Origin of the sequence: Pseudonocardia sp. CA-107938, assembly GCF_050936315.1 — a bacterium.
In the GTDB taxonomy this organism is placed as follows: Bacteria; Actinomycetota; Actinomycetes; order Mycobacteriales; family Pseudonocardiaceae; genus Pseudonocardia.
The window spans coordinates 482018-495230 of sequence record NZ_JBNJNA010000001.1 but is presented as its reverse complement, the minus strand read 5'-3'; the positions used below and the strand labels follow the sequence as shown (position 1 = coordinate 495230).

The 13213-nt window shown below is 73.2% G+C and carries 10 protein-coding genes; 9 read left to right on the top strand and 1 reads right to left on the bottom strand.

The genetic code is table 11. From position 1 onward, the window contains the following. Positions 1-136: 136 nt before the first annotated feature. The 9 genes from ACQEVB_RS02425 (at position 137) to secA (ending at position 12196) form a co-directional block, all read left to right on the top strand. Positions 137-1201, top strand: coding sequence for a hypothetical protein (locus ACQEVB_RS02425; protein ID WP_432964253.1), 1065 nt, complete (start codon positions 137-139; stop codon positions 1199-1201). Positions 1202-1283: 82 nt separating this feature from the next. Next, positions 1284-2666 (top strand): hypothetical protein, encoded by a 1383-nt coding sequence (locus tag ACQEVB_RS02420; RefSeq protein ID WP_432964250.1) that lies wholly within the window; start codon positions 1284-1286, stop codon positions 2664-2666. A gap of 25 nt (positions 2667-2691) precedes the next feature. Further along, positions 2692-3333: a dTMP kinase gene (locus tag ACQEVB_RS02415; protein ID WP_432964247.1), complete on the top strand. Its 642-nt coding sequence runs from the start codon at positions 2692-2694 to the stop codon at positions 3331-3333. 35 nt (positions 3334-3368) lie between these two features. Further along, positions 3369-4046, top strand: a complete 678-nt coding sequence (gene mtrA / locus ACQEVB_RS02410; protein ID WP_432964244.1) for an MtrAB system response regulator MtrA — start codon at positions 3369-3371, stop codon at positions 4044-4046. 25 nt (positions 4047-4071) lie between these two features. Further along, positions 4072-5769, top strand: coding sequence for an MtrAB system histidine kinase MtrB (gene mtrB, locus ACQEVB_RS02405; protein ID WP_432964241.1), 1698 nt, complete (start codon positions 4072-4074; stop codon positions 5767-5769). Further along, positions 5766-7496 (top strand): LpqB family beta-propeller domain-containing protein, encoded by a 1731-nt coding sequence (locus tag ACQEVB_RS02400; RefSeq protein ID WP_432964238.1) that lies wholly within the window; start codon positions 5766-5768, stop codon positions 7494-7496. Before mtrB ends, ACQEVB_RS02400 begins: the two co-directional genes overlap by 4 nt. A 114-nt stretch (positions 7497-7610) precedes the next feature. Beyond that, complete coding sequence (locus ACQEVB_RS02395) at positions 7611-8267, top strand: ComF family protein (RefSeq protein ID WP_432964235.1); 657 nt, start codon at positions 7611-7613, stop codon at positions 8265-8267. 243 nt (positions 8268-8510) lie between these two features. Then, a complete protein-coding gene (gene hpf, locus ACQEVB_RS02390; protein ID WP_432964232.1) occupies positions 8511-9167 on the top strand; it encodes a ribosome hibernation-promoting factor, HPF/YfiA family in 657 nt (218 codons plus the stop codon). Positions 9168-9316: 149 nt separating this feature from the next. Continuing rightward, positions 9317-12196, top strand: coding sequence for a preprotein translocase subunit SecA (gene secA, locus ACQEVB_RS02385; protein ID WP_432964229.1), 2880 nt, complete (start codon positions 9317-9319; stop codon positions 12194-12196). 508 nt (positions 12197-12704) lie between these two features. Here secA and ACQEVB_RS02380 read toward each other — a convergent pair. Further along, positions 12705-13151, bottom strand: a complete 447-nt coding sequence (locus ACQEVB_RS02380) for an Rv3235 family protein (protein ID WP_432964226.1) — start codon at positions 13149-13151, stop codon at positions 12705-12707. Positions 13152-13213 lie beyond the last annotated feature (62 nt).

Genomic DNA, 13213 nt, shown 5'->3' with positions numbered 1-13213 from the left:
GGCCACCACTCGCCGTCACCGGATCGTGGAGTTCTCGACACTCCCCCGGCCCCCGCACTTAGTGTGAACGGTTGTGAAACGGAAGCCGACCCTTCGGTCGTCGGGTGGCGATCTGAGACCGATCCTGATCGGCATCGTGATCGCGGCCGTCGCCGCCGTGATCGTGACCGCGCTGGCCTCGTTCTACGCCGATCTCCTCGGCATCGAGTTCCGCGACCTGAGCCGCGAACCGGTGACGGTCGTCGGCGCGCCCAACTACTCCGGGTCCTACGCCAACCTCACGATCACGCTGTGGCAGGTGCCCGCCAGCTGCGCGCTCCTCGCCAGCGGCCTGCTGCGCCGCCTCGGCGGCCACCGCTCCGACGCCGCGATGCTGCTGTACCTGGGCCTGATCACCGCGGTGATGGCGATCGACGACGGCTTCCTGCTGCACGAGACGATCCGCGCGCAGTTCGGGATCTCGCAGAAGATCCCGCCCGTCCTCTACACGGTGGCGATCCTCGCGGTGCTGTGGGTGTACCGGCACCGGTTGCGCTGGACGATCCTCGCGTTCGTCGCGGCCATGGGGTTCTGGGGCGTCTCCGCGATCTCCGACGCGCTCGACTCCGTGGGCGTCGACATGCCGTTGCTCATGGAGGACGGCGCGAAGATGGTCGGCACGGCCGTCTGGACCTACGCGACGATCCGCGTGGTCGCGCAGGTGCTCCTGCCGCTGATGCGCGCCCGCGCCGCCAAGCCCGTCCCGGCGGACGGCGGCGACTCCGGCGAGCACCGGCGCACCGCTGACCTGCGCCGTCCCGTCCTCGACGACGAGCGCTCCGACGTGCCGCCGCGCCGCACCCGTCCGCGGTTGGCCGCGGGCGCGCCGGTCGCCATGCCGAGCTCCCCGGCCGACGACGTGGCCACCGGCCCGATCGCCGTGGTGCCGCCGCGGCGGGCGCGCGACGACACCCCGCTGCCCGCGCACCGGCGCCCCGCCCGCCAGCCGCAGGCCCGCGTGGACGACGCGACCGCCGTCCACCGCGCCCGCCGTCCCGAGGCGATCGACTCGGAGACCGTCGCTGTCCGTAGGCGCCGCCGGCCCGACGGGCCCCCGCCCCGCAACGGCATCGAGCACACGCCGCCGCCGATGAACGGGCACGCCCAGCGGCCCGTCAACGGGCACCGCCGCAACGGGCACCGCTACCGCGACGGGGAGTGATGGTCGCCGGGAGCGGTGGATCACCCGTCGGTGTGCCGAGTCGCCGTGCCGATGAGCGGGGCGCACGGGCACCATGGGGTCGATGCCTGTGACCGCCAAACCGTTCCGCGACGTGCGCTCGCTCCTGATCGGCGTCGGCGCCGTCCTCGTGCTGACGGCGGTGGCGGTCGTCGCCACGATCGGCCTCGCCGGGGCGTTCGACGTCCGCTTCGACGCGCTCAGCCGTGATCCGACGTCCGTCTACAAGGGCCCGGTGTACGCGGGGTGGTTCTCCAACCTCGTGGTGCTGCTGTGGCCGGTGGCTGCCACCGCCGCGCTGCTCGCGGCCGCGGTGCTGCGGGCGACCCGGCGCCCGGGCGCCGGGATGTTCCTCACCGCGGGTCTGATCAGCGCCGTCATCGGCGCCGACGACCTGTTCCTGCTCCACGAGTTCCTCGCCGAGGCCGTCCGCCTGCCCGACCTGGTGCTCCCCGTCGTCTACGGCATCGCGGTGGTGGCGTTCGCCGTCGTGTTCCGGCGCGGGCTGGACAACGGTCTCGTGCTCGTCGGGCTCGCCCTGCTGTGCTGGATCGCCGCGATCGGGCTGACCTTCTCGACGGGGCAGCACGGGCAGATCGCGGTCAGCGCGGCCAAGCTCGCCGGGGCGGGGTTCTGGGCGGTGGTGATCGGCTGGCTCGCCTTCGCGGTGCTGCGCGAGGCGGTGGTCGCACCCGGCGACGCCGACGAGGACGAGGACGGCGAGGACGACGAACCTGCCGTCGTGGAGGCGCCACCCGAGCCGAAGCCGGCGAAGAAGCCCGCGAAGAAGCCCGCCAGGAAGAGCGCCGGGAAGGCCGAGCCGGAGACCGTCGTCGCGCCGGTGCCCGAGGAGGAGCCGGAGGACGAGGAGGCGGCCGACGAGGACGTCGAGCCGGAGGAGGAACCGGCTGCCGAGCCGCCCGCCGCGCAGCCCGTCGCGGCGGCCGAACAGGCACCGGCGGACGCGGCGCCGGTCGAACCGGCGACGGAGATGCAGCGCGCCGTGCCGCCCCGGCCGGAACCTGCGGCGGAGCCCGCGACCGTGCCCATGCCGGTCGTGCGGGCACCTGCCGGCCCGCAGCCGGCTGCCCGGCCGCCGGTGGGGCGGCCGCCGGATCCTCGGCTGCGCCCGCCCGTCGGGCCGGGCCCGGCCCAGCGGTGGTCCGGCCCGCCGCCGCGGCCACCTCACGGCCCTCCGCCCGGCCCGCCGCCGGGCCCGCCGCCGGCGCCAGCGCCGGCACCCGTGCTGGCGCCTGCGCTCGTCATGCCGCCGCTGGGACCGCTGACCCCACCCCAGGCCGTGGAACCGGTCGAGCCGGTGACCGACCTGCAGCCGGTGGTGCCGCCGTTGCCTCCGCCCGCGCACACGCCGCGCCCCGAACCGGACGCGTCACCGCCGGCCACTCCGCCGCCGGACGAGGACGCGCCGCGGCACCGGCGGAGCTGATCAGCGGGTGTCGTAACCTCCGCGCATGGGCCGACTCATCGTCGTCGAGGGCATCGACGGCGCCGGGAAGCGCACGCTGACCGACGGGCTGACCGCCGAGCTGGCCGGCCGCGGCCGCCGGGTCGCCCGGTTCGCGTTCCCCCGCTACGACGTCGACGAGCACGCCCACCTCGTCCGCGAAGGGCTGTACGGGCGGCTGACCGCGGTGCAGCGATCGGTGCCGGCGATGACGCTGCTCTACGCGCTGGACCGGCGCGCCGCCGCCCCTGAGCTGGAGAAGGCGCTGACCGAGCACGACGTGGTGCTCGTGGACCGCTTCACCGCCTCCAGCGCCGCGTACGGGGCCGCCCGCCTGCACGAGGACGCCGACGGCGAGTTCGCGGCGTGGGTGGGCGAGCTGGAGGACGAGCTCGGCGTGCCGCGGCCCGACCACCAGCTGCTGCTGGCCGTGCCGGGGTCCGTCGCGGGGGCCCGCGCGGAGGCCCGTGCCGCAGCCGATCCTGGCCGCGCCCGCGACACGTACGAGGCCGACGACGGGCTGCAGGCGCGCGCCGGACAGGTCTACCGCGGCCTCGCCGCGGCCGGTTGGCGGTCGCCGTGGACGGTCGTCGACGGTGCCGCGAACCTCGACATCGAGGCGCTCGCGAACCGCATCGGGGAGCCCTGAGCAGGCGTGTCGCGCCGTGATGGGATGCTGACGGGATGAAGTCGCGCGTTCTGGTGGTTGACGACGACCCGGCGTTGGCCGAGATGCTCACCATCGTGCTGCGGGGAGAGGGTTTCGACACCGCGGTGGTCGGCGACGGCACCCGTGCGCTGCCCGCGGTGCGCGAGCTGCGTCCCGACGTGGTGCTGCTGGACCTGATGCTGCCCGGCATGAACGGCATCGACGTGTGCCGCGCGATCCGCTCCGAGTCCGGGGTGCCGATCGTGATGCTCACCGCGAAGAGCGACACGGTCGACATCGTGCTGGGCCTGGAGTCCGGCGCCGACGACTACGTCGTGAAGCCGTTCAAGCCGAAGGAGCTCGTGGCGCGGATCCGCGCCCGGGTGCGGCGCACCGAGGCCGAGCCGGCCGAGCAGCTCGCCATCGGCGACGTGTCGATCGACGTGCCCGCCCACCAGGTGGAGCGGGCCGGCGTGCCGATCGCGCTGACCCCGCTGGAGTTCGACCTGCTGGTGGCGCTGGCCCGCAAGCCGCGCCAGGTCTTCACCCGCGAGGTGCTGCTGGAGCAGGTGTGGGGCTACCGGCACGCCGCCGACACCCGCCTGGTCAACGTGCACGTGCAGCGGCTGCGGTCGAAGGTCGAGCGCGACCCGGAGCACCCCGAGGTGGTGCTGACGGTCCGCGGGGTCGGGTACAAGGCCGGCCCCCCGTGATCAGCACCGTGAGCTGCGCCCGACCGTGAGCCTGCGCGGCCGGCTCGTCCGAGCGTTCGACCAGGTGCGGCGGCTGGGCAACGAGGTCTCCGACGCGTTCAACGCGGTCTGGCGCCGGTCGCTGCAGGTCCGCGTGGTGATCTCGACGCTGGCGCTGTCGACGGCGGTCGTCGTGGTGCTGGGGTTGACGCTGCAGACGCAGATCGCGTCCCAGACGCTGGCCGCGAAGGAAGCCGACACGCTCAACCGCGCGGACTCGGCGCGCAGCCTGCTGGAGCGCGAGCTCGCCGGGGTCGACCCGGACCGTGAGGGCGCCGCAGGCGACCTGAACAAGGCGCTGGACCGGCTCACCACGGTGAGCACGTCGGACGAGCCGGCGTCGCCGGGCGCAGGCGAGTTCCGTGCGGCCCTGACGACCGGACCGCGGGTGACCGGGCCCGGGGTGTCGGCGGGGCCGATCGAGGACGTGCCGGCCGACCTGCGCGCGTACGTCGCCCGCGGCACGCTGTCGCGCAAGTACGTCACCATCGACGACGCGGGCACCCCCGTCCCGACGCTGGTGATCGGGCAGCCGGTGCGCACCGCCAACGGCGAGCTCGAGTTCTACCTGCTGTTCCCGCTGGTGGACGAGCAGCGCACGCTGGGGCTGGTGCAGAGCACGCTCATCGTGAGCGGCCTGATCCTGCTGCTGCTCCTCGCCGGCATCGCGAGCATCGTCACGCGGCAGGTGGTGCGGCCGATCCGGCAGGCGGCGGAGATCGCCGAGCGCTTCGCCGAAGGCCACCTCGACGAGCGCATGCCCGTCATCGGCGAGGACGAGGTGGCCCGGCTCGGCGAGTCGTACAACGAGATGGCGGGCAGCATCCAGACGCAGTTCCGGCAGCTGGAGGAGTTCGGCGCGCTGCAGCGCCGGTTCACCTCCGACGTCAGCCACGAGCTGCGCACGCCGCTGACCACGGTGCGGATGGCCGCCGACGTGCTCTACGCGTCCCGCGCGGAGCTGCTGCCGGCGCTGCGGCGCAGCTCGGAGCTGCTGGTGGCGGAGCTGGACCGGTTCGAGGCGCTGCTCGCCGACCTCCTGGAGATCAGCCGCCTCGACGCCGGCGTGGCCGAGCTGGGCGCCGAACGGGTCGACATGCGCGGCGTCGTGGAGCGCGCGGTCGAGCTGGTCCGCGGCATCGCCGAGGAGGCCGAGACCCCGCTCGAACTGGACCTGCCCGCCGGCATCTACGCCGAGGTCGACCCGCGACGCGTCGAGCGGATCGTGCGCAACCTCGTCGCCAACGCGATCGACCACGGTGAGGGCCGGCCCGTCGAGATCACGCTGCGCGCCGACGACCACGCCGTCGCGGTGCTGGTGCGCGACCACGGCGTCGGGCTGCGGCCGGGCGAGGCGAACCTCGTGTTCAACCGGTTCTGGCGGGCCGAGGAGTCGCGGGCGCGGCGCAGCGGCGGCAGCGGGCTCGGCCTGTCCATCGCCGTCGAGGACGCGCGGCTGCACGGCGGGTGGCTGCAGGCGTGGGGTGAGCCGGGGGAGGGTGCGGCGTTCCGGTTGACGCTGCCGCGCGATCCCGGCTCGATGCTCGTCTCCAGCCCGCTGCCGCTGGCCCCGGACCGCGGCGACCAACCGGCCGGGCCGCGCACGTCGGTGCCCACCCCGCCGCTGGGGTGGCCGGTCGTCGTGGAACCGGACGAGGTGGAGTCGGGGGTGGAGCGGACGTGAGGCGCCTGGTCACGGCTGCGGTGGGCGCGGTGCTGCTCGCCGGTGCGTCCGCGTGCGCCGGCGTGCCCGCCAACCTTCCGGTGCAGGTGGTGCGCCAGGTCGGCGCCGGCGACGAGGTGGCTCCGCCGCCCGCACCGGTGGCCGGCGCGAACGTGCTCGACATCGCCCGCGGCTTCGTCACCGCCGCGTCGTCCAGCTCGGACCGGCACGGTGCGGCCCGCCGCTTCCTCACGCCTGAGGCCGCGCAGGACTGGAACGACGGCGAGGCCCTGACCGTGCTGGAGGGGCAGATCGACACCGTGCCCGTCACCGTCGAGGACCAGCCGGCGGGCACCGCGACCGTCCGCATCCGCGGCACCCGGGTCGGCCGGCTCGTCCCGCAGACCGGGGCGTTCGAGTCCGACGTCGGACAGTACTCGGTCGACCTCCAGATGGTGCAGCGCGACGGCCAGTGGCGGATCGCCCGGCTGCCCGCCGGTGTGGTCGTCGGGCTCGACGACTTCCGCGGCAACTACAAGGCCGTACCCGTCTGGTTCGTGGACCCGGCGCGCCGCCTCGCCGTCTCCGACCTGCGGTACCTGCCGGCCGTGCCGTCGCGCACGCAACCGGCCCGCGTCGTCGACATGCTGATCGGCGGGCCGTCCTCGTCGCTGCGCGGGGCCGCGGCCACCCTGCTGTCCGGCGCCGAGCTGCGCGCCAACGTCGCGGCCGGCGCCGACAGCGCCGTCGTCGTCGACCTGACCCGGATCGCCCCGCCCGACGACGCCGCCCGCCGGCTCATCGCGGCCCAGATCGTGCTGTCGCTATCCGAGCTGAACGTGCTGCGCGTGCGGATCCTGATCGACGGCGAACCGCTGGTCGCCGACCGGGCGGAATGGAGCCGCGAGGACGTCACCGACCTCGTCGGCGACATCGCGGCCGCGCCCGGCTCGCCCGCGCTGATCACCACCGGCGGGCGGATCGGCACCCTCTCCGGGCCGGTGCCGGCGGCGCCGATCCCCGGGCCCGCCGGCAACGGTGGGATGGCCGTCGAGTCCGCCGCGATCGGCCTGGACGGGCAGCGGCTGGCCGTCGTCGCCCGCGTAGGTGGTGCGGTGCGGCTGGAGCTCGGCCAGCTCGCCGACGGCGTCGTCAACCCGGTGGAGGTCACCGGTGGCAGCCTCACCCGCCCCACCTGGACACCGGGCTCCGACGAGGTCTGGACCGTCGCGGACGGGCGGCACCTGCTGCGCGTGCGGCTGCAGCAGGACGGCTCCCCGAAGGCCGCCGAAGTGGACGCCGAGGACCTGACCGGCCTGGGCCCCGTCACCACCCTGCGGCTCTCACGGGACGGGGTGCGGGTGCTCGCCGTCGTCGACGGCGGCCTGTACGTCGGCGCCGTCGCCCGCGGCCTCGACGGCACCGTCGCGATCACCGAGGTGCGGCAGCTGCGCGGCCAGTCGCTGGGCTCCGTCGTGTCGGCGGACTGGCGCACCACCGACTCCATCGTCGCGATCACCCGCAACCCGGACCGGTTGATCGCCCAGGTCGGCGTCGACGGCCTGGCCCTGTCGGACGTGCCGTCCACCAACCTCACCCAGCCGCTCACCGCCCTCGCCGTCAGCTCGGAACGCCCCCTGCTCGTCACCGACCAGACCGGTGTGTGGACGTTCGAGCGGGGTCTGCAGGACGCGTGGCGGCAGCAATTGTCCGGCGCGGCCGGCGCGGTCCCGTCCTACCCGGGCTGAGGCCCTTCGACCTCACACACCGCTGGGCCCGTTCACACATGTTCGGACGTGTGTGAGGGGGCCCAACGGTGTGTGACGTGCGGTTTTGTCGGTGCGTCGCGGGATGCTCCGCCCATGGGTGCACTCGTGGATCTCCTGCTTCCCGGTGGCTGCGCGGGGTGTCGGGCGGGCACGTCGCCGTGGTGTGCGACGTGTGCGGCGGCGCTCGGGCCACCCACCGTGCCGGTGCTGGCGCACGGGCCGCCGGTCCTGGCCGTCGGCCGCTACCGCGGGCCGCTGCGGCACGCGCTGCTGCGCTACAAGGAGCGCAACCGCCGCGACCTCGCGGCGGCGCTGGCCGGGCTGCTCGGTGCCGCCATCGACCGGCTCCCACCCGTGCCGGACGGGTGGTGGCTGGTGCCCGCCCCGTCGCGTCAGGCGGTGGCGCGGTCCCGCGGCGGCGACCACACGGCCCGGCTGTGCCGTCAGGTGGCCGCGACCCGTCCGGGCGTGCACGTCGCTGCGGCGCTGCGCCTGGATCGGCGGGCACAGGAGTCGGTCGGTCTGGACGCGGAGCAGCGCGCGGCCAACCTCGCCGGCCGGGTCCTCGTTCGCCCGGAGCGGCTGCCGCCGCCGGGCGCGGTGGTCTTGCTCGTCGACGACGTCGTCACCACCGGCGCCACGCTGCAGGCGTGCAGCTCGGCACTCGCCGAGGCGGGCACCGCCGTGAGCGCCGCCCTGGTGCTCTGCGACGCCACTCCGCGCCGCCGGACCGCCCCGGACCCGGCGTGAACAGGGGGAGAAATCGTACCTTCGGACGGACCAACGTCAAATGTCGTTCGGCGCATCCACTCTCCCCGGGATTAGTTCGGGCGATGCCCTGTTGCCGAACCGTGATGCGCGTTACCGTGCTGCGCATCACCGAGTCCCCCTACGAGTCCCGACAGGAGGATCGCTCGTCGAGCGCTCGGGGATCTGCCCCCGGGCGCGGTCTGCCAGCGAAGCAACCCGACGCCGAAAGCGAGGGAAGTCTGCGTGGAGATCGTCGTCACCGGCCGGAACGTCGAGGTGCCGGATCATTTCCGGGTACACGTCAACGAGAAGGTCGCCCGCCTGGAACGGTACGACCACCGGATCGTGGGATTGGAGGTGGAGCTCTTCCACGAGCCCAACCGTCGCCAGTCCAAGAGCTGTCAGCGCGTGGAGATCACCGGACGCGGCCGGCGGGCAGTGGCCCGTGCCGAGGCGTGCGCCCCGGACTTCTACACCGCGCTCGACACCGCCGTCGCCAAGCTGGAAGGGCGGCTGCGCCGCTCGCACGACCGTCGCCGCGTGACCGGACGCCGGGCGCGCGTCTCCGCCACCCGCGGCGGCACGATGCTCCTCGACGAGCTGCAGACCACCGAGGTCACCGCCGCAGTTCCCGAGGCAGAGCCCGAGCCGGAGACCGATGCGTACGTCCCGGCACCGCGTGACCACGACGAGTACCTGGCCGACGGGGAACCCGTACCCGGCCGGGTGGTGCGCCGCAAGGTCCACACCTGCGAACCGATGAGCGTCGACGACGCCCTGTCCCAGATGGAGCTGGTGGGTCACGACTTCTACCTGTTCGCCGACCAGGAGAGCGGCGAACCCAGCGTGGTCTACCGCCGCAAGGGCTACGACTACGGCGTGATCCGCCTGGGCACGTAGACATCCACATCCCCGTCCCCCGGAAGGGCGGCGGCCGGACCCACGGGGAACGGCCGCCGCCCTTCCGCCGTTGTGCGTAAAGGCGCAGGTTGGCTTTCGCTACCCTGGAGCCGGATGTCTCCGCACCGCACCGTGAATGAGGTCGACCTGTGGCACTGCTGACCCGACTGCTCCGTGCCGGTGAGGCGAAGCTGGTGAAGCGCCTGGCGCGCGCCGCCGACCACATCGACTCGATCGAGGACGACTACATCGACCTCACCGACGCGGAGCTGCGCGCCAAGACCGACGAGTTCCGCGCGCGGTACGCCGACGGCGAGTCGCTGGACGACCTGCTGCCGGAGGCGTTCGCCGTGGTCCGCGAGGCGGCGAAGCGCACCTTGGGGCAGCGCCCGTTCCCCGTCCAGCTCATGGGTGGTGCAGCGCTGCACCTGGGCAACGTGGCGGAGATGAAGACCGGTGAGGGCAAGACCCTCACCTCGGTCGCGCCGGTGTACCTGAACGCGATCTCCGGTCTCGGCGTGCACGTCGTCACGACGAACGACTACCTGGCCAAGCGCGACTCGGAGAACATGGGCCGGGTCCACCGGTTCCTGGGCCTCACCGTCGGCGTGATCCTCGCCGAGATGCCGCCCGCCACGCGCCGCGAGCAGTACGCCTGCGACATCACCTACGGCACCAACAACGAGTTCGGCTTCGACTACCTGCGCGACAACATGGCCTGGAACGCCGCCGACATGGTGCAGCGCGGCCACAACTTCGCGATCGTCGACGAGGCCGACTCCATCCTCATCGACGAGGCGCGCACCCCGCTGATCATCTCCGGGCCGGCCGAGCAGAGCGGCCGGTGGTACCAGGAGTTCGCGCGGATGGCGCCGATGCTCAAGAAGGACATCCACTACGAGGTCGACGAGCGCAAGCGCGCCGTCGGCGTCACCGAGGACGGGGTGGCGCTGGTCGAGGACCAGCTCGGCATCGACAACCTGTACGAGGCCGCGAACACCCCGCTCGTCGGGTACCTGAACAACGCTCTGAAGGCCAAGGAGCTGTTCAAGAAGGACAAGGACTACATCGTCCGCGACGGCCAGGTGCTGATCGTCGACGAGTTCACCGGCCGCGTGCTGGCCGGCCGCCGCTACAACGAGGGCATGCACCAGGCCATCGAGGCCAAGGAGGGGGTGGAGGTCCAGGCGGAGAACCAGACGCTGGCCACCATCACCCTGCAGAACTACTTCCGGCTCTACACGAAGCTCTCCGGCATGACCGGTACTGCGCAGACCGAGGCCGCGGAGCTGGCGCAGATCTACAAGCTCGGCGTGGTCACGATCCCCACGAACCGGCCCATGCAGCGCGTCGACCAGAAGGACCTGATCTACAAGACGGAGGAGGCGAAGTTCGCCGCCGTCGCCGCCGACATCGCCGAGCACTACCAGAACGGCCAGCCGGTGCTGGTCGGCACCACGAGCGTGGAGAAGTCGGAGTACCTGTCCAAGCTGCTGCAGCGGCTGCGGGTGCCGCACGAGGTGCTCAACGCGAAGCACCACGAGCGCGAGGCCGCGATCGTCGCGCAGGCCGGGCACGCCGGCGCCGTCACCGTCGCCACCAACATGGCCGGCCGCGGTACCGACATCATGCTGGGCGGCAACCCCGAGTTCCTCGCCGACCTCGAGCTGCGCGAGCGGGGGCTCGACCCCGTCGAGACCCGCGAGGAGTACGAGGCGGCGTGGGACGACACCGTCGAGCGGTTGAAGAAGCAGGTCGCGGCGGAGGCCGAGGAGGTGCGCGCCGCCGGCGGGCTCTACGTGCTGGGCACCGAGCGGCACGAGTCGCGGCGCATCGACAACCAGCTGCGCGGCCGCTCCGGCCGGCAGGGCGACCCGGGCGAGTCGCGGTTCTACCTCTCCCTCGGTGACGAGCTCATGCGCCGGTTCAACGGCCAGGTCGTCGAGTCGATCATGAACCGGTTCAACCTGCCGGACGACCTCCCGATCGACTCCGGCATGGTCACCAAGGCCATCCGCAGCGCGCAGACCCAGGTCGAGCAGCAGAACTTCGAGATCCGCAAGAACGTCCTCAAGTACGACGAGGTGCTCAACCAGCAGCGCACCGTCATCTACGACGAGCGGCGGCGCGTGCTCAACGGCGAGAACATCAAGGAACAGATCGAGCACATGCTCGAGGACGTCATCACCGAGTACGTCAACGGTGCGACGGCCGAGGGCTACGCCGAGGACTGGGACCTCGACAAGCTGTGGACAGCGGTGGGGATGCTCTACCCGCCGTCGATCCGCTGGCAGGACCTCGCCGAGAGCGAGGAGCACGACGACATCACCAAGGACGTGCTGCTCTCCGAGCTGCTGGCCGACGCCAAGGACCACTACGCGGCCCGCGAGCGGGAGATCGACGAGATCATCGGCGCGCAGGGCGGCATGCGGGAGCTGGAGCGGCAGGTGCTGCTGCAGGTGCTCGACCGCAAGTGGCGCGAGCACCTCTACGAGATGGACTACCTCAAGGAGGGCATCGGCCTGCGCGCGATGGCCCAGCGGGACCCGCTCATCGAGTACCGCAACGAGGGCTTCGAGATGTTCAACCGGATGCTCGAGGGCATCAAGGAGGAGACCCTCGCGCACCTGTTCAACGTCCGGGTGCAGCCCGCCGAGGAGGAACCCGCGGCCGACACCCCGGCCGAGGCGCCCGCCGCCGACGCCGAGCCCACCACCGCGCCGCAGCCGGTCGTCCGCGCGCCGCAGCAGGCACCTGCACCTGCGCCGACGCGACCGCGGGGCCGCCACGCCGCGCCGGACGAGCCCACCACCGTGCTGCCCACGGCGTTCGGTGGTCGCGGCGGCCCGGCGCCCGACGCGCTGAGCTACAGCGGGCCGTCCGAGGACGGGCAGGCCGTGCGCTCCGGGCCCCGCCCCGGCCGGCGCTCGGAGGGGCGGCAGGAGCCGTCCCGCAACCAGCCGTGCCCGTGCGGGTCGGGACGCAAGTACAAGCAGTGCCACGGCTCCCCCTCGGTCGCGCGGCCGTAGCTCGCCAGGACTGAGCCCGGACGGTCGCTCCAAGGGCCCGGTTCCGCGCGCCCGCAGGACGGTTCCTGTGGGGTGTCGCGGCTCGGCGCGTGCACACCCGGCCGGGCGAGTTGCCCGTCCTGGTACGGCGAGTTGCCCGTCTCGGTACGGCGAGCTGCCCGTCCTGGTACGGCGAGTCGGACGTTTCGGCAGGATGAGTTGGCCGATCCGGCGTCGGCGGGCGGCGAGTCCCGCGTTCCGAAGGCCGGCCGACCGGTAATCCGCCGCCGACGGCGAGGCTCGTCCTGTCGACCGGGCCGACTCGCTCTGCTGAACCGGCCAACTCGCAGTACCAGGAGGGGCAACTCGCCGTACCGAAGTGGGCAACTCGCCGTACCAGGACGGGCAACTCGCCGTACCGGAGCGGGCAACTCGCCCTGCTGAGACGGGCAACTCGCCGTGCTGAAAGGGGCAACTCGCCGTACTGAACCGGCGAACTCGCCGTCCTGAGACGGGCGACTCGCGGCGGCTACAGCAGGCGGATGTCCGTGCAGCGCCACACCCGGTCGGGGCCGCGTTCGAAGCGGGCGGGGAGGGCCCGGTAGCGGCCGCTGAAGTTGACCAGTGCGACGAGTTCGGCGACGTTCGCCTGCGGGCGGTCCATCCGTATCCGGGTGATCCGGGGCGGGGTGGCGGTGCGCGCGTGCGTGACGGTGGCGGCCCGCCAGTACCGCAGCGCGCGCCGGGTGAACCCGGAGCTGAGCTGGGTCGGTGGGCGGCGGCCGTCGAGCACTTCCAGGGCGGTGCGCAGGATGTCGCCGAGCTGGTTCTCCAGGACCTTGTCCGAGGTCCGGCCCAGCGCGGCCGGGCGGCGGACGTCGGGTGCGGGTGCGGGGATCGGGTGGTCGCCGGGGTCGGGCTCGTAGTGCATGCGGTGCAGTCGCGGCGCCCACGACGGCGGTGCGGAGCGGGACATGTGGGCGATGATGCGGGCCGAGCTGCCCGGTCCGACGCGGTTCGGCGACGCCTGACGCCGTA

Excerpts from the sequence above, each read along its gene's own strand:
- ACQEVB_RS02420 (WP_432964250.1), top strand. The coding sequence starts at position 1,284 with ATGCCTGTGACCGCCAAACCGTTCCGCGACGTGCGCTCGCTCCTGATC.
- ACQEVB_RS02415 (WP_432964247.1), top strand. The coding sequence starts at position 2,692 with ATGGGCCGACTCATCGTCGTCGAGGGCATCGACGGCGCCGGGAAGCGC.
- mtrA (WP_432964244.1), top strand. The coding sequence starts at position 3,369 with ATGAAGTCGCGCGTTCTGGTGGTTGACGACGACCCGGCGTTGGCCGAG.
- ACQEVB_RS02395 (WP_432964235.1), top strand. The coding sequence starts at position 7,611 with ATGGGTGCACTCGTGGATCTCCTGCTTCCCGGTGGCTGCGCGGGGTGT.
- ACQEVB_RS02380 (WP_432964226.1), bottom strand. The coding sequence starts at position 13,151 with ATGTCCCGCTCCGCACCGCCGTCGTGGGCGCCGCGACTGCACCGCATG.